The following is a 16,986-nucleotide window of genomic DNA, read 5'->3' on the forward strand; positions in this document are numbered from 1 at the left end:
GGTTGCAGCTGGCCACCGCTGATACCAATCGCCTGCGATTACACGCTAAAACAAAAGCCACGGGGAACACAATGAACGCACCAGAAGCGAACGCACGAAAGCCGAACGTACTCGTATTGCCGGGTTACCAGAACTCCGGCGCGGGGCATTGGCAGACTCGCTGGGAGGCCCTCGATCCAGCATTCACACGGGTGCAGATGCCTGACTGGGATCATCCCGTGCGCGATGCCTGGTGCCGCGCGCTCGACTCAGCGGTGGCTGCCGCCGATGGGCCGATCGTATTAGCAGCCCACAGCCTCGGTTGCCTGACCGCCGCATTCTGGGCCTCGCAGTACGCGAGCGCCGCGCAACTCGGCAAGGTTGAGGGCGCGTTGCTGGTCGCCGTTCCTGATCCAGCTGGAGCGAACTTTCCGCGGGACGCCAGCGGATTCGCGCCCGTACCGACTGAGCGTTTGCCGTTCGCGAGCATCGTGGTTGCGAGTAGCGACGATCCTTACGGCGGCGTGCCGTTCTCGCAAGCCTGCGCAAACGCGTGGGGCAGCCGCTGGATCGACGTGGGTCCGCGCGGACACATCAATGCCGACAGCGGGCTCGGCGATTGGGACGAGGCGCGCGGCTGGCTGGCTTCGCTGCGCGCGTCGGTTTGAGCGCGGGACGAGAGATAGCCAGGGCGGTAGCGGGCATTCTTCAAATCACGGATTGCCCGCGTAACGCCGCGATCCGTTCGTCGCCGTAACCGAGCACGTCGCGCAGAACGCTTTCTGTATGCTCTCCGAGCGTCGGCGGATGCGTGAGCGCTTGTGGCGGCGTGCCCGTCATGTTGATCGGATTGCGCACCAGCTTGACGGTGCCGCCCGAGGGATGCGGCAGATCGACCTGCATGCCGCGCGCCACCACCTGCTCGTTTTCGAATACTTCTGCGAGATCGTTGATCGGCCCACACGGCACGCCGGCCGCCTCGAGCGCCGCGATCCAGTCCTGCTTGCCCTTCAGACGGACCATCTCCGCGAGGATCGGCACGAGTACATCGCGATGCCGCACGCGTGCGGGATTGGTTGCGAAACGCTCGTCTTCGGCAAGTTCCGGGCGTTGGCCCACCTCGACGAACTTGCGGAACTGGCCGTCGTTGCCGACCGCAACGATGATCCAGCCGTCGCTCGTCTGGAACGTCTGGTACGGCACGATGTTCGGATGCGCGTTGCCCCAGCGGACCGGCGGCTGACCGCTCGCGAGGTAGTTCGAATTCATGTTGGCTAGCATGGCGACCTGCACGTCGAGCAACGCCATGTCGATATATTGGCCTTCACCGGTGCGGTCGCGGTGCGTGAGAGCAGTAAGCACGGCGATGGTCGAATACATGCCGGTCATAAGATCGGCGATCGCCACGCCGGCCTTTTGCGGGCCGCCGCCCGGCTGGCCGTCGCGCTCGCCGGTGATACTCATGAATCCGCCGATCCCCTGCACGATGAAGTCGTAGCCCGCGCGCTGCGCATACGGTCCGGTCTGCCCGAATCCCGTCACCGAGCAGTAGATCAGATCCGGCTTCACTTCTTTCAGCGACGCGTAATCGAGGCCGTATTTCTTAAGCTGCCCGACCTTGTAGTTCTCCAGCACCACGTCGCTTTGCGCGGCCAGTTCGCGAATGATCCGCTGACCTTCCGGCGACGCGATGTCGATGGTCACCGAGCGCTTGTTGCGGTTCGCGGCGAGGTAGTAAGCCGCCTCGCGCGTGTCCGCGCCTTCGGGCGTCTTGAGGTACGGAGGGCCCCAGTGGCGCGTGTCGTCACCCACGTCGGGGCGTTCGATCTTGATCACGTCTGCGCCGAAATCGGCAAGCGTTTGCGCGCACCAGGGGCCCGCGAGCACGCGGGTGAGATCCAGCACGCGGATATGACTGAGAGCGCCCATGTTTGTCGATGTCTCCAATGTAAGCGGCCGGCGCGCAAGGCGCCGTGGATGTGGGCAATCTTAAGCGATTAGGGCGAGCCGGCGCAGTCGGCCAAACGTCATAAGACGAATGACGCGCAATTCTCGCAAGCGGGGCACGAGCCGCGCGAGGACTCATGCGCGGCTCAGACGCATCACCGTGTCTCACACTGCCCGGCGCGACCTGGCCGAACGGCTAACGACTCGGCAGCGCGCCGCGCGAGGCCGCCGATCCCGTATAATCAGTCGTTTAAGAAACAAACAGTTGGCGCATCTCCGGATGCCGCCGGTAAAAGTCTGGAAACAGTCAGGACCGTCCCCCGCCCGCTATGAAAGCCGCCGAAATCCGCGAGAAATTCCTCAAGTTCTTCGAATCGAAGGGCCATACGATCGTTCGCTCGTCGAGCCTTGTGCCCGGCAACGACCCGACGCTGCTCTTCACGAATTCGGGAATGGTGCAGTTCAAAGATGTGTTCCTCGGCGCGGAATCGCGCCCGTATTCGCGCGCCACAACCGCGCAGCGCAGCGTGCGCGCGGGCGGCAAGCACAACGATCTGGAAAACGTCGGCTATACCGCGCGCCATCATACGTTCTTCGAAATGCTGGGCAACTTCTCGTTCGGCGACTATTTCAAGCGCGACGCGATCCACTACGCGTGGGAACTGCTGACGGGCGTGTACCAGTTGCCGAAAGACAAGCTGTGGGTCACCGTCTATCACGAAGACGACGAAGCGCACGACATCTGGGCGAAGGAAGTGGGCGTGCCGGTCGAGCGCATCATCCGCATAGGCGACAACAAGGGTGCGCGTTACGCGTCGGACAACTTCTGGCAAATGGCAGACACCGGCCCGTGCGGCCCGTGCTCGGAAATTTTCTACGACCACGGCCCGGACGTGTGGGGCGGCCCGCCGGGATCGCCTGAAGAAGACGGCGACCGCTACATCGAGATCTGGAATCTCGTGTTCATGCAGTTCAATCGCGACGCGCAAGGCAACATGACGCCGTTGCCCAAGCAGTGCGTCGACACAGGCATGGGTCTGGAGCGCATCGCCGCGGTGTTGCAGCACGTGCACAGCAACTATGAGATCGACCTGTTCCAGGCGCTCATCCAGGCTGCCGCGCGCGAAACCGGCGTGAGCGATCTGACGAACAACTCGCTGAAGGTGATCGCCGATCATATTCGCGCGTGCTCGTTCCTGATCGTTGACGGCGTGATTCCCGGCAATGAAGGTCGCGGCTACGTGCTGCGCCGTATCGTGCGTCGCGCTATCCGTCATGGCTACAAGCTCGGCAAGAAGGGCGCGTTCTTCCATCGCATGGTGGCCGATCTCGTCGCGCAAATGGGCGGCGCGTATCCGGAACTGAAGGACGCACAACAGCGCGTGACCGACGTGCTGCGTCAGGAAGAAGAACGCTTTTTCGAGACCATCGAGCACGGCATGTCGATTCTCGAAAACGCGCTGGCCGACCTCGAAAAGAAGGGCGGCAAGACACTCGACGGCGAACTCGCGTTCAAGCTGCACGATACGTACGGCTTCCCGCTCGACCTCACCGCCGACGTGTGTCGCGAGCGCGGAGTGACTGTAGACGAACCGGCGTTCGACGAAGCCATGGCGCGTCAGCGCGAACAGGCTCGCGCAGCGGGCAAGTTCAAGATGGCGCAAGGGCTCGAATATTCGGGCGCGAAGACCACGTTCCACGGCTACGAAGAAATAATCTTCGACGACGCGAAGGTGACCGCGCTTTATGTAGATGGTGCTTCGGTGCAGGCAGTCACGCACGGTCAGCAGGCCGTTGTCGTGCTGGACCATACGCCGTTCTACGCAGAGTCGGGCGGCCAGGTTGGCGATCAGGGCTTGCTCGCCAACGCGAGCGTGCGCTTTGCGGTAGCCGACACGCTGAAAGTGCAGGCCGACGTGGTCGGTCATCACGGCACGCTCGAACAGGGCACGCTGAAGGTGGGCGACGTGGTCAAGGCTGAAATCGACGCGGTACGCCGCGCACGCACGGCCCGCAACCACTCGGCCACGCACCTTATGCACAAGGCGTTGCGCGAAGTGCTCGGCTCGCACGTGCAGCAGAAAGGCTCGCTCGTCGATCCGGACAAGACGCGTTTCGACTTCGCGCACAACGCGCCAATGACCGACGAGCAGATCCGCCGCGTCGAAGAGATCGTCAACGCCGAAGTGCTGGCGAACGCGCCCGGCATTGTGCGCGTCATGCCGTTCGACGAAGCGGTGAAGGGCGGCGCGATGGCGCTGTTCGGCGAGAAATACGGCGACGAAGTGCGCGTGCTCGACCTGGGCTTTTCCCGCGAGTTGTGCGGCGGCACGCACGTGCAGCGCACCGGCGACATCGGTCTGTTCAAGATCGTGATGGAAGGCGGTGTGGCGGCGGGGATTCGTCGCGTGGAAGCAATCACGGGCGACAACGCCGTGCGCTTCGTGCAGGATCTCGACGCGCGCATCAACGCCGCGGCGGCGGTGCTGAAAGCGCAACCGTCCGAACTGACGCAGCGCATCACGCAAGTGCAGGATCAGGTGAAGCAGCTCGAGAAAGAACTGAGCGCGCTCAAGTCGAAGATGGCGTCGAGCCAGGGCGACGAACTCGCCGGTCAGGCGATCGAAGTGGCCGGCGTGCAGGTTCTGGCCGCCACGCTCGAGGGCGCGGACGTGAAGACGCTGCGCGAAACGGTGGACAAGCTCAAGGACAAGCTGAAGAGCGCGGCGATCGTGCTGGCTTCCGTCGAAGGCGGCAAGGTCAGCCTGATCGCCGGCGTCACGGCGGACGCGAGCAAGAAGGTCAAGGCGGGCGAACTCGTCAACTTCGTCGCGCAGCAGGTTGGCGGCAAGGGCGGCGGCCGGCCGGATATGGCGCAGGCTGGCGGCACCGAGCCGGCGAATTTGCCCGCAGCGCTTGCTGGTGTGAAGGGGTGGGTCGAAGCGCAGCTTTGATCGGGTTTCGATCCGGCCGTCATGGGCCGGACCGAGCCGAAAGTCGTTGAAGAGATTTGAGGTGGGTCACGCAGTGCGCCGGATCGATGGCGTGGCGCGTGGCCCGATTTTTTGCCGGGCCGGTCTTTCGGTTAGGGCTTCTGGCTTACGCTTCAGAGCGGATACACGTCGGCGTGACGTCTATCGGCCAATTCCAGGCAGCCGCGATACATTCAGCGTTGCAGCGAAGAATCAAGCGACGCCAGCGCTCACGCCTGGGCGGACGCTTGCATTCGCATCTTGGCCCTTAGCCGCACCCGCACCCGCCTCCACCGCCTCCGCCTCCGCCTCGGCCTCCGCCTCGGCCTCGGCCTCCGCCTCCGCCAAATCCCCCGCGCTCTCCTGTGCGACAAGAGTCTGCTTCAGCGCATTGAGGGCCGACGAAAAGTGCCCACGTCGCCAGACGAGCAATGTCTCGATCACACCGATGTCCGGCAAGTCATGCACCGCGATGTTGCTCGCGTCGGCTTGCAGTCCCAGCACCGACCGGGGCGCGACCGCAACCCCAGCGCCCGCGGCCACGCAAGCCACGATCGCATGATACGAGCCGAGTTCCAGCACCCGCGCCGGCCTCACGCCGTGCTCCAGATACCATTTCTCGATGTAAGCCCGGTAGGCGCAGCCGCGCTCGAATGCAACCAGCGTCGATAGCGCGATGTCGCGGACTCCGCGAATCGGCCGATGGCCGCGCGGCGTCAGCATCACCAGTTCCTCCCTGAACACCGGCACAGTCTCGAACAAGTCGCCAAGCGCCGCGGGGTCCAGCGGTGTTGCCACGAGAGCGGCGTCCACTTCGAATTCGCGCACCCGCTCGATCAGCTTGCCCGTCGTACCGGTTTCGAGCTCGAGGGCGACGTCGGGCCATTGCTGGTGATAGCGAGCGAGCAACCCTGGAAGCCGTGTTGCCGCGACGCTTTCCATCGTGCCCAGACGCAGTCGCCCGCTCGGACGGTCGGCCCGCACCGCGTGACGCGCTTCGTCGGCAAGAGCGAGCAGCCGTTCGGCGTACGGCAGGAGCGTCTCGCCTGCGGGCGTCAGCACGAGGCGCCGCCCATCGCGGATAAAGAGGTCGGCTCCGAGTTGCTCCTCGAGCTGTTTGATGCGCGTGGTGACATTCGATTGCACGCGATTGAGCTTCGCGGCGGCGCGCGTCACGCCGTTTTCGCGCACGACCGCCCGAAAAATCGTCAAGGCTGCCAGGTCCACGATTCTCTCCTCGCGATGGATGGTATCCAAATTATTCATTTTCCATGATCGAATCGTCAAGCTAATATGAATGACAACCTAGGCTCAGGCGCCGCCTCTATGCCGGTTCGGTGATGGGGCCGACCGCGCCGCAGCTTATGTGAGGTCCCGCGAGGCTTCCCGCGTGTCGCGCGCTTTTCCTTGAATGGCCATCCATGAACGACCCTGCTTCCCAAGCCCAATTCATGTCAGCAGAACCACATGCCGCCCGGCGCGCGGCGCTCGCCTGTATGGTGACGCTGGCCGTCGCGCTCGGAGTCGGGCGGTTTGCGTTCACGCCGTTATTGCCATTGATGCTGCACGGCGGCGGCGCGTTCAGTCAGCCGCCGATCGACATCCAGCACGGCGGCTGGCTGGCGTCGTTCAATTACGCGGGCTACTTCGTCGGCGCGTTGACGTGCGCGGCGTTGCGCGTCGAGCCCGCGCGGATGGTGCGCTCGGGGCTGGTCTTGACCGTTCTGTTGACACTGGCAATGGGCGTCACGAGCCAGTTCTGGGTGTGGGCGGCGGTACGCTTCATCGCCGGGGCGGTGAGCGCCTGGACTTTCGTGTTCGCGTCGCAATGGGGCCTGCGACGGCTCGCGGAGCTCGGTCAGCCTGCCTGGAGCGGCGTGATTTATACGGGGCCGGGCGTGGGCATCGTCGGGACCGGGTTGCTTGTCAGCGCGGCGGGCGGTTATGGCGCGACGGTGGGCTGGCTCGGCTTTGGCTTGATCTCGGCGGTTCTGGCGGTGGCGGTGTGGTCCGCATTCGGCGCGCCGGCCGGTTCCGGGTCCGGTGGCGGGAGCGCGCATCGCCGCTCTGCGCCTTTAGTCAAAACGAGGGCGGTGGGAGAGAGGCCCGCGGGCGAATCGTTCACGGGAGCGGTGACGGGCGCCGCTCAACGCGCCGGCCAACAAAGCACGTCGAGCTTTGGTCCGGAGACGCGGGGCTCAACGGCGCCAGGGGGTGTGGCTGCCGCGAAGTCCGGCGTAACCACAGCAAAGAGTTTTGCCACCGCGATGCCTGATGCAATCGCCGCAAACGGCTCCGCCGCTACGACCGCCGACGCAATCGCCGCAAACGGCTCCGCCACCGCGACCGCCGACGCAATCGCCGCAAACGGCTCCACCACTGCGACCACCGACGCAATCGCCGCAAACGACTCCGCCGCTGCGACCGCCGACGCCGTCGCCACAAACGGCTCGGCCACCGCGACGCCTGACGCCATCGCCACAAACGGCTCCACCCCTGCGACCACCGACGCGATCGCCGCAAACGGCTCCGCCACCGCGACGCCTGACACAATCGCCGCCAACGGCTCCACCACTGCGACCGCCGACGCAATCGCCGCAAACGGCTCCGCCAGAGCAACGCCCGACGCCGCCGCCCGAAGCGACTATGGCAACGCAATCCGAAGCACCGTGCGCGACGAGCGCAGCACCCACCCCGCGGACGCCTTGTGGCTCGTCGTCCTTTACGGTGTGCCCGGCTTCGGCTACATCATCACCGCGACGTTTCTGCCGGTTATCGCGCGCCATGCGCTGCCCGGCTCGCCGTGGCCCGACCTGTTCTGGCCGATGTTCGGCGCCGCGTTGATCGTCGGTGCATTGCTGGCCGCGCGGCTGCCGCTGCACCTGGACAATCGCGTGCTGCTGGCCGGCAGTTACGTGCTGCAAGCCTGCGGTATCGCGCTCGGCATTGTCTGGCCGACGGCGGGCGGCTTCTCGCTCGGAAGCATCCTGATTGGCGTGCCCTTCACCGCAATTACCTTGTTCGCGATGCGTGAGGCACGGCGTCTGCGCGGCGACGACGCGGCCGGCCTCATGGGCTATGCCACTGCTGCTTACGGCCTCGGACAGATCGTCGGACCGCTCGTCGCCGCGCCGATCGCCGCGCACACCGGCTCGTTTTCGCCGGCTTTGTGGCTGGCGGCCGGCGCGCTGCTGCTGGGGGCGGCCGGTCTCGTCGCCGTCGCGCGGATGCCTCGCGGGCGAGGGCGCATGCCGGAGTGCGGCTGCGGTTGAAGCCGCGGTTAGAAAGCGGCGGGAGGGTTCCCGCGGTAAGATTGCCGACGGTCGTGCAGCTCCCGTGATAAGACAGCGCGATGGCACGTCGCGCCCCATCTCACCCCCCAAAACCGCTCCCCCTTTCGAAAAACAAATCACGCCCGCTGGCACTAAAATGACGGCTTTCCGTCATCCCCGCGCGTCTGTCGCCGGCCGCGCCGCTCACCATGCAACATTTCGCGTCCGACAACTACGCCGGCATCTGTCCCGAAGCGCTTCATGCGCTGATCGCCGCCAACAACAGCGGCCACGAACCGGCCTATGGCGACGACTCGTGGACCAATCAGGTATGCGATCGTCTGCGCGAACTGTTCCAGACCGACTGCGAAGTGTTCTTCGTGTTCAACGGCACGGCGGCCAATTCGCTTGCGCTCGCATCGCTTTGCCAGTCATACCACTCGGTGATCTGCCATGAGCTCGCGCACATCGAAACCGACGAGTGCGGCGGCCCCGAATTCTTCTCCGGCGGCTCGAAGCTGCTGACGGCGCCCGGCATCGGCGGCAAGCTCACGCCCGATGCGATCGAGGCGGTCGTCACGCGCCGCGCCGACATTCACTACCCGAAGCCCAAGGTCGTCACGCTCACGCAGTCGACCGAAGTGGGCACCGTCTACACCGTCGAGGAAGTGCGCGCGATCGCTGCGATCGCCAAGCGGCGTCATCTGAAAGTGCATATGGACGGCGCGCGTTTCGCGAATGCGGTCGCCGCGCTCGACGTGCATCCGTCCGAGATCACCTGGCGCGCGGGCGTCGACGTACTGTGTTTCGGTGGCACCAAGAACGGCTTGCCGGTGGGTGAAGCGGTGGTGTTCTTCGACCGCGCGCTAGCCGACGATTTCGCCTACCGTCTGAAGCAGGCGGGCCAGCTCGCTTCGAAGATGCGCTTCATTTCCGCACCGTGGTTAGGCCTGCTCGATAACGACGTGTGGTTGCGCAACGCACGTCACGCGAACGCGATGGCGCAACTGCTGCAAACGCGGTTGCAGGAAATTCCGGGCGTAAGCATCATGTTCCCGCGCGAGTCGAACGCAGTCTTCGCGCAGTTGCCCGCGCAAGCCGCGAAGGCCATGCGCGCGCGCGGCTGGAAGTTCTACGAGTTCATCGGCGCGGGCGGCTGCCGGCTGATGTGCGCGTGGGACACGCAGCCGGAAACGGTCGAGCGTTTCGCGGCCGAAGTCCGGGAGTTGTGCGCGGCGTAAAAGTGCGTGAGCCGTGTTAGCCGCGAAGCCGCAATACCGCCAGCGCGCCGCGCCGGCAAAGACCGAACCTCCAAGCCACGTAACCATGACCGAATACCTATTTTGTCCCCGCTGCGCGACGCCTTTGACTGAGCGAGCCGACGCCGAACATGAAGGCGGGCGCATCCGCCAGACCTGTCCCGATGCCGGATGCGGCTACGTGCACTGGAACAATCCGTTGCCGGTGGTCGCGGCGATCGTCGAATACGAGGGCAAGATCCTTCTCGCGCGCAATGCCGCATGGGCGGAGGGCGTCTTCGCGCTGATTACCGGCTTCCTCGAAAACGGCGAGACGCCGGAAGAGGGCATTGCGCGCGAGGTGCTGGAGGAGACGTCGTTGCATGCCCTGTCGGTCGAACTGATTGGCGTGTATGAATTCATTCGCAAGAACGAACTGATCATCGCGTATCACGTGAAGGCGCATGGCACGATTTCGCTGTCGCCCGAACTGCTCGAGTACCGGCTCGTCGAGCCGGCGAAGCTGCGGCCCTGGCGCGCCGGCACCGGGCAGGCGCTCGGGGAATGGATGCGGCGGCGCGGCTTGCCGTTCGAGTTCGTCGACAAGCCGGGGCAGTAACCGTAATCGGGCCTCGTGCGTCGACCGGCCTGATCGGCCAGTAGCCTCGGCGAGGCGGACAACGGCGCCGCAACTAACGCAACAGCAGGCGCCGCCCAGAACACAACTGCACCCCGACACCACCACTCAAACTACACACCACCCCAATGTCCAAGCCCGCCGCCGCGCCACGAAGCTCGTATCCGCACTTCCTCTCTATCACCACGCGCTGGATGGACAACGACGTCTACGGTCACGTGAACAATGTCGTCTATTACAGCTACTTCGATACGGTGGTGAACGAGTATTTGATCCGCGCCGGCGCGCTGGATTTCGAGCGCGGCGAGACCATCGGGCTGGTCGTCGAGACGCATTGCAACTACTTTGCGCCGCTCGTGTTTCCCGAGCGTGTCGAAGCGGGCTTGCGAGTGACGCGGCTCGGCACATCGAGCGTGCGCTACGAAGTGGGGCTCTTCAAGGAAGGCAGCGACGAAGCCGCCGCGCACGGCCACTTCGTGCATGTGTACGTGGATCGCGTCACTCGCCGTCCAGTGAACCTGCCCGATGCACTGCGTGCGGCGCTCGAGCCGATCCGCGTTGCTACCGCCGCGGCGGCGGATTAGGCACGTGCAGTCGTTAGCCATCAACCTGCTCAACGGGATCAGCTTCGGACTGCTGCTCTTCATGCTGTCGGCCGGGCTGACGCTGATCTTCAGCATGCTCGGCGTGCTGAACTTCGCGCATGCGAGCTTCTACATGCTTGGCGCCTACGTCGGCTATTCGGTGGCCGTGCGGGCAGGGTTCTGGAGCGCGCTCGTGATCGCGCCGCTCGTCGTCGGTTCGATCGGTGCTGCGTTGGAGCGCTGGCTGTTGCGTCGCGTGCGAAGCCATGGCCATCTCGCGGAACTGCTGCTGACGTTCGGCGCCGCCTATGTGCTCGGCGAGCTCGTGAAGCTCGGCTGGGGCTTGAGTCCGCTCGCCGCGAGCGTGCCGGCCGCGCTGGACGGCCCGCTCTTTACGCTCTACGGCGCGACCTTTGCGCGTTATCGCGCGTTCATGATGCTGGTCTCTCTTGTGATGCTCGTCTCGCTGTACGCGGTGCTGCGCGTATCGAAGGCGGGCCTCATCGTGCGTGCCGCGCTCTCGCACCCGAGCGCCGTCGAAGCGCTCGGCCACAATGTGCCGCGCGTCTTCACCGGCGTCTTCGCGGCGGGCACGGCACTCGCCGCGCTGGCCGGCGTGATCGGCGCGCCGCTTTCCGTGATCGAACCCGCGATGGCCGAATCGCTCGGCTCGATCGTGTTCGTCGTCGTGGTGACAGGCGGGCTGGGATCGCTGGGCGGCGCGCTGGCTGCGTCGCTGCTGATCGGCTGTGTGCAGACACTGGCGGTGGCGAGCGACGTTTCGCTCGGCGACGTGCTCGCTACTTTCGACGCTTCGCTGCCGCGCGAATGGGACGCGCTGACGCTCGCGCAGCTTGCGCCGCTGATTCCGTACCTGCTGCTCGTCGGCATGCTGGCGGTGCGCCCGCGCGGACTCTTCGGCCGGCGCGACGATCATGCGTAAGCTGCCCAAGCGAGAGCCCGCGCAAGCGTCGCCCGTAGCCGCGACCCAGCGCTCTCACGCGATGTGGCGTCGCCTCGCACCGTGGCTCGCGCTGATTCTCCTGCTTGCGGCGCCGCCATTGATCTGGCGGCAAAGCTGGCTGCTCGCATACCTCGCGCAGACCGCCACGATGATCGTCTTCGCGCTCTCGTACAACCTGTTGCTCGGGGAGGCCGGACTGCTGTCGTTCGGACATGCCGCATATTCAGGCCTCGGGGCGCTGATTGCCGCGCAGGTTTTCAACCGTATCGGCGCACCGCTCGCGCTACTGCCGCTGGTGGGCGGCGCGGGCGCCGCGTCGTGCGGGGCGCTGCTCGGTTTCATCTCGACGCGTCGGGCCGGGACCGCGTTTGCAATGATCACGCTGGGCATCGGCGAACTTGTCGCGGCCGCCGCGTGGACCTTGCCCGACTGGTTCGGCGGCGAAGCGGGTGTCGCGATTGATCGCGCAAGCGGGCCCATGCTCGGCGCCTTTACGTTCGGCCCGGCACGCGAGGCTTATACGTTGATCGCGCTGTGGTGCCTGCTCGCGAGCGCCGCGATGTTCGCTCTGTCGCGCACGGCGTTCATGCGGCTCGCCAACGCGGTGCGCGACAACCCGGCGCGCGCCGCGGCGCTCGGCTGCTATCCGCGTCGGGTTCGCTACGGCGTCCTCGTCATGTCGGCGTTTTTCGCGGGCGTCGCGGGCACACTTGCGCTGATCAACGTCGAACTGGTGTCGACCGACAGTGTCAGCATGGTCCGCTCGGGCTCCGTGCTGATCGCCACGGTGATCGGCGGCACGGGCGTCTTTTTCGGACCGGTCGCGGGCGCGATCGTGCTGACGTTTTTCAGCGTGGCGGTGGCCAGCGTCACGCGGGCCTGGCTCTTTTATCTGGGCCTGTTCTTTATCGTGATCGTGGTCGCCGCGCCGGACGGACTCGCCGGCTTCATCCAGCGGCATACCTTGCGGCTCGTGCGTGACGGTTGGCGCCGATGCCGCGCCGTCTACGTCTGCGGCATGGCTGCGATCCTGCTGTGGACAGCTGCCACCGTGCTCGCGGTGCAGTGGGCTTACGCCGTTCAGTTCGGCGCGCAGGAGGACGCTGCGCTGCACGTGGGCGATCAGTCTTCGTTGCTGTCGTTTGTCCTCTCGTCGCCGTTGCGGCTCGGCATGACGATCTTCGTGCTCGCGGCGCTCGGTGCACTGGCGGCTCTGTACGCATCGCGCGCGCAAACCCGTCTTGCGGCCCATGCGCGCGCGAGGCAAAACGCCGGAGGCCCGCAATGATCCCGGCGCTCGCGCTCTACGGGGTCGAAAAGCGCTTCGGCTCCACGCGCATTTTGCGCGGTGTGAATCTCGCGATCGAACCGGGCGAACGGCATGCGTTGATCGGCCCCAACGGCGCGGGCAAATCCACGCTCTTCAATCTCATTGCCGGCGGCGCGCGGCCCGACGCCGGGCGCATCGACCTCTTCGGTGCCCAGATCACACGGCTTGCCCCGGCGGCGATTGCGCGCCGCGGCCTTGCGCGCAGTTTCCAGAGCACGAGCGTGTTTGCACGGTTGAGCGTGTACGACAACTTGCGCTGCGCCGCGCTGCTCGCCGAGCGCGACCGCATACGCTGGTGGCAGCGATTCGCCGGCGCATCCGCAGTAGATGCACGCGCGGCGCAGGTGCTCGAAGCAGTCGGCCTCGGCGCGCGCGCGCATGTCCTGGCCGGCACGCTGAGCTATGCCGAGCAGCGCGCGCTCGACCTCGGCATAGCACTCGCCGGTGGCGCGCATACGTTGTTGCTCGACGAGCCGACTGCGGGCATGAACCGCGCGGAGGCGGCGCGCGCAATCGAATTGATCCGCGAGACCACGGCGGGGCGCACGCTGCTGATGGTCGAGCACGACATGGACGCGGTGTTCGCCATCGCCGATCGCATTTCAGTGCTCGTGCAAGGGCGCATTATCGCGACCGGCACGCCTGCGGCGATTCGCGCGGACACCGCGGTGCGCGCCGCTTATCTCGGCGAAGGGTTCGACGCATGACATCCATGCTGGAGATTCGCGGACTCAATGCATGGTACGGGCCGAGCCAGGCGTTGCGCGGCGTGAGCTTGCAGATCGGCGCGGGCGAAGTGCTCGCGCTCGTCGGACGCAACGGTTCAGGACGCTCGACGCTCGCCCGCTCGATCATGGGCCTCGTGCATGCCGATGGCGAGTTGCGCTTCGCGGGCCGCTCGCTTGCCGGGTTGCGTACTTTTGAAATCGCGCGGCTTGGCATCGGCTATGTGCCCGAGCATCGCGATGTGTTTCCCACGCTGAGCGTCGGCGAAAACCTTGAACTCGGCGTAGCCCCGCGCAATCGCGGGCGCACGCCGCGCTTCAGCATAGACGACGCCTACACACTTTTCCCCGTGCTGCGCGAGCGCCAGCGCACGCGCGCGGGCGCGCTGTCCGGCGGCGAGCAGCAGATGCTGAGCCTCGCCCGCGCGCTGCTCGGCGATCCCGATCTGCTGCTGGTCGACGAGCCCGGCGAGGGCCTCGCGGGCTTCGTGATGCAGCAGGTCGCTCAATGCCTGCGCGTGCTGCGCGAGCGCGGCATGGCGATGCTGCTGATCGAGCAGCGTCTCGTGATCGCGCAGGACATAGCGAGCCGCGTCGTGGTGATGGGTCATGGCGAGATCGTGTTCGACGGCGAACTTCACGCGTTCTTGCAGCGTCCCGACGTCATGCGTGAATGGCTCGGTGTGGGTTAAACGCTTTCGCTGCGCGAGCGGTTCTCTACCTCGCATGTGCTTATGTCGAATGCCAATCCTTCCGCACGCTGAAAAGGGCGGCGGCATTAGCGTTTGAATCTCCGTTCTGAACATGTCCGCTTGTCCCGAGCCTGCACGGCTTTGCGTCGACTCGTCAGAGCGATTCAAACGCTTGATCGTTTGGTGAGCGTCCTCCAGAAATCTTGTCGGCAGCGCGCGTACAAATAAAGACAATCACGTAAAAGGCGCACGACGTCGGCGTGAGGGTTGAAGACGCGTCGCGGCTTCAGGAGGAGACATCATGAACGAGACCGGCGCGGCAGACGTAAGACCCGCTGACGTAAGACCCGCTGACGTAAGACCCGCTGACGAGCCGCGGTCCGCATACGCATATTGCTCGCGGGTGCCGAACCGGCGTGGATGGCGAGCGCCGCTTGGCGCTGGCGCCACGGTGCTGCTCGCGGCTCTGCTGATGTGCGCTTGTGCCGACGCCAGTTCGACGGCGAATCAGGCGGAGTCGGCGACTATGCAGGCCTCGCGAGACAAAACGGGTTCCGACGCACCGGCCGCATCCTCGCCGCGGCCTGCTATCGAAACCGCGAAGGCCAAACAGCTCTCCTTCGAGCAAAGCATCGCTGCGCGGGTGCCGGTGGCGAGCGGCCTCAGCACAAAGCGCAGCCGCGCGCTCACGCTTCGCGACTCGGGCATCGACGGTTCGCTGATGTTCGCGCGCGACGTCGACTTTCGCGTGACGGGCGACATCGGCTTCATGATTCACGACATGGCCGCGACGCTGGTTCCGTCGCGGCCAGGAGAGCCGATCGTATTCGACGACCCGACTAGCCTGAGCATCGACGTTCATCGCGGCGAGGTGACGCTCGACAGCGCGAAGCTCACCGCAATCTTCAACCGCTATCTGTTCCAGTATCGAGGCTCGCCGCTGCGCAACATGCGTGTCATGCCGCAAGACGGCGGCAGCATGCGCATTACCGGCGAGATGCGTCGCGATACGTGGGTACCGATCGTGCTGTCCGGTTCTCTATCGATGCGCAGCGCCGACGAACTCGTGTTCCATGCCGATCACGTCGAGGTCGCAGGCGTGGCCGCCGACAGGTTGATGCAGGCCGCGCACGTCAGGATGGCCGATCTGTTGAAGGTCGATACGCCGATAGCGCGGCTCGACGGCGACGACGTCGTCATGCAGGTCGCGAAACTGACGCCGCCGCCCGCGCTTCACTTGAGGATAGCGAAGCTCGACACGAGCGCGGCGGGCGTGCGCTTCATGCTCGACGACGGCTCGGTGTCGAAGATCGACTGGCCTGCGAACATGCCCGCGCGCGGCATGCTGATGGAAGGCGGGGACGTCAAATTCATGCGCTCGATGCCGATGAACATCGACATGGCGCTCACGCCTATCGACGCGGGCGCGCCGTTCGTGCTCGATCTATACCACTATCGCGAGCAGATGGCCGCAGGCTATTTCACCTTCGACGAAGCGGGCGCACTCGCCGTGCATCTGCCTTCGTACACGACGCTCGTGAGTGCCGCGAAAGAGCCGCCGCTGTCCATCGGCAGCGCTAGCGCGCGCTTTAACGACAGCTTGATTCGCGCGCAGCAGGCCTCGCTTGCTCAGGCGCGGCTCGGGTGGCGACGCGTGCAGCAGGAGTCGCAAAGCGCGTCGGCGGCGCGTGTTGTTCCTGTCAGCATGCGCAGGGCGTTCTCTGGTGCAAGGGAGGGGACTCGAACCCCTACACCCGGCGACGAACGTCATTCATCCGGCCATGCGTCGTTGATACATGTCGAAAACGTCGACTTCTACGTGGCTGGGCGCCTCGGCTTTCATGTGCGATCGCTCGATGCGCAGATGATTCCGAAGACGCCGGGCGAGCCTGTCGACCTCGACGATCCGGGACAGTACGACATACACATCATCAGCGGGGAAGTGGTCGAGCCGTGGCCGGCAATGGCGGCGCTCTTCAACGACTACCTGCTCGATTACGAGCCGCGCTCGCTCAACGATCTGCAGTTGAAGCCGGTGGACGGCAAGCTCCAAGTTACGGGCGGCATCAAGTTGTGGAATCACTTTCCCGGCGTGTGGTTGCCCACGACGATGAGCGGCACCATCGTCGCGAGAGATGAGCGGCACCTCGTGTACGAACCTTCGTCGGTGAAGGTGCTTGGCGTGCCTCAAGCCAGGCTGCTGCGCGCACTCGACATTCCGCTCGCTTCATTGACGCCATTTGCGCGCAAAGGCGTCGCGCTCGAAGGCAACGAACTCGTGTTCGATCAGTACACGGTGTTTCCGCCGCCCGTGTTGCAAGGGCGTCTTGCAAGCGCGACCGTGACCGACGAAGGTCTCGTACTGAAGTTCAAGCGCGAGACCGGCGTCGCGCCCGCACGGCCGCCGGGAAACGTGGTCAACGCGGCAAAAAGTTATGTATGGATCGAATCCGGCGACGTGAAGATGTTCAATTCGCTCGTCACGAATGCGCGAACGTTCATCAAGGACAGTTCGAACGCCGGCGCGATGAAGTTCGATTTATACGGCTATCGCAGGGACGTTGCAAAGGGCACGGTGAAAATGGACAGCAACGGGGGGCTCGAAGTGGATCTCGCTGTGCGAGGCAAATGATCGGGCTTTGGCAT

13 protein-coding genes are annotated in these 16,986 nt (G+C 65.1%); 11 read left to right on the plus strand and 2 right to left on the minus strand.

The window, feature by feature from the left end; translation table 11 throughout:
- The first annotated feature begins 71 nt into the window (after nt 1-71).
- Nucleotides 72-647 carry an RBBP9/YdeN family alpha/beta hydrolase gene (locus JMY24_RS02735; RefSeq protein WP_128595553.1) on the plus strand — a complete coding sequence of 192 codons (576 nt, stop codon included), beginning with the start codon at nt 72-74 and terminating at the stop codon, nt 645-647.
- A 40-nt stretch (nt 648-687) separates the two neighbouring features.
- Here the strand turns inward: JMY24_RS02735 and JMY24_RS02740 are convergent, their stop codons facing one another.
- On the minus strand, nt 688-1,908 hold the full coding sequence (locus JMY24_RS02740) for a CaiB/BaiF CoA transferase family protein (protein WP_088173528.1): 1,221 nt from the start codon (nt 1,906-1,908) through the stop codon (nt 688-690).
- Nucleotides 1,909-2,255: 347 nt separating this feature from the next.
- Between JMY24_RS02740 and alaS the strand changes: the two genes are divergently transcribed.
- The gene (alaS, locus tag JMY24_RS02745; RefSeq protein WP_128595552.1) at nt 2,256-4,880 is read left to right on the plus strand and encodes an alanine--tRNA ligase; all 2,625 of its coding nucleotides are present in this window, start codon (nt 2,256-2,258) and stop codon (nt 4,878-4,880) included.
- A gap of 231 nt (nt 4,881-5,111) precedes the next feature.
- Here alaS and JMY24_RS02750 read toward each other — a convergent pair whose 3' ends face one another.
- A complete protein-coding gene (locus JMY24_RS02750) occupies nt 5,112-6,125 on the minus strand; it encodes a LysR family transcriptional regulator (protein WP_201701363.1) in 1,014 nt (337 codons plus the stop codon).
- Between the two features lie 224 nt (nt 6,126-6,349).
- Between JMY24_RS02750 and JMY24_RS02755 the strand changes: the two genes are divergently transcribed.
- The 9 genes from JMY24_RS02755 (at nt 6,350) to JMY24_RS02795 (ending at nt 16,972) form a co-directional block, all read left to right on the plus strand.
- Nucleotides 6,350-8,170 carry a YbfB/YjiJ family MFS transporter gene (locus tag JMY24_RS02755; protein WP_236597304.1) on the plus strand — a complete coding sequence of 607 codons (1,821 nt, stop codon included), beginning with the start codon at nt 6,350-6,352 and terminating at the stop codon, nt 8,168-8,170.
- Nucleotides 8,171-8,379: 209 nt separating this feature from the next.
- On the plus strand, nt 8,380-9,411 hold the full coding sequence (locus JMY24_RS02760; RefSeq protein WP_128591931.1) for a threonine aldolase family protein: 1,032 nt from the start codon (nt 8,380-8,382) through the stop codon (nt 9,409-9,411).
- Nucleotides 9,412-9,496: 85 nt separating this feature from the next.
- On the plus strand, nt 9,497-10,027 hold the full coding sequence (locus tag JMY24_RS02765; protein WP_128595550.1) for an NUDIX domain-containing protein: 531 nt from the start codon (nt 9,497-9,499) through the stop codon (nt 10,025-10,027).
- A gap of 146 nt (nt 10,028-10,173) precedes the next feature.
- A complete protein-coding gene (locus tag JMY24_RS02770) occupies nt 10,174-10,629 on the plus strand; it encodes an acyl-CoA thioesterase (protein ID WP_128595549.1) in 456 nt (151 codons plus the stop codon).
- Nucleotides 10,630-10,633: 4 nt separating this feature from the next.
- The gene (locus JMY24_RS02775; protein WP_128595548.1) at nt 10,634-11,572 is read left to right on the plus strand and encodes a branched-chain amino acid ABC transporter permease; all 939 of its coding nucleotides are present in this window, start codon (nt 10,634-10,636) and stop codon (nt 11,570-11,572) included.
- Entirely contained in the window at nt 11,565-12,881 is a 1,317-nt protein-coding gene (locus tag JMY24_RS02780; RefSeq protein ID WP_236597305.1) for a branched-chain amino acid ABC transporter permease, read from the plus strand. Before JMY24_RS02775 ends, JMY24_RS02780 begins: the two co-directional genes overlap by 8 nt.
- On the plus strand, nt 12,878-13,630 hold the full coding sequence (locus JMY24_RS02785) for an ABC transporter ATP-binding protein (protein WP_128595547.1): 753 nt from the start codon (nt 12,878-12,880) through the stop codon (nt 13,628-13,630). The genes JMY24_RS02780 and JMY24_RS02785 overlap by 4 nt, the downstream gene beginning before the upstream one ends.
- On the plus strand, nt 13,627-14,340 hold the full coding sequence (locus JMY24_RS02790; protein ID WP_201701365.1) for an ABC transporter ATP-binding protein: 714 nt from the start codon (nt 13,627-13,629) through the stop codon (nt 14,338-14,340). Before JMY24_RS02785 ends, JMY24_RS02790 begins: the two co-directional genes overlap by 4 nt.
- Before the next feature lie 472 nt (nt 14,341-14,812).
- Nucleotides 14,813-16,972, plus strand: a complete 2,160-nt coding sequence (locus tag JMY24_RS02795; protein ID WP_128595546.1) for a hypothetical protein — start codon at nt 14,813-14,815, stop codon at nt 16,970-16,972.
- The last annotated feature ends 14 nt before the right edge of the window (nt 16,973-16,986 follow it).

It is taken from the genome of Paraburkholderia kirstenboschensis (assembly GCF_904848585.1).
In the GTDB taxonomy this organism is placed as follows: Bacteria; Pseudomonadota; Gammaproteobacteria; order Burkholderiales; family Burkholderiaceae; genus Paraburkholderia; species Paraburkholderia kirstenboschensis.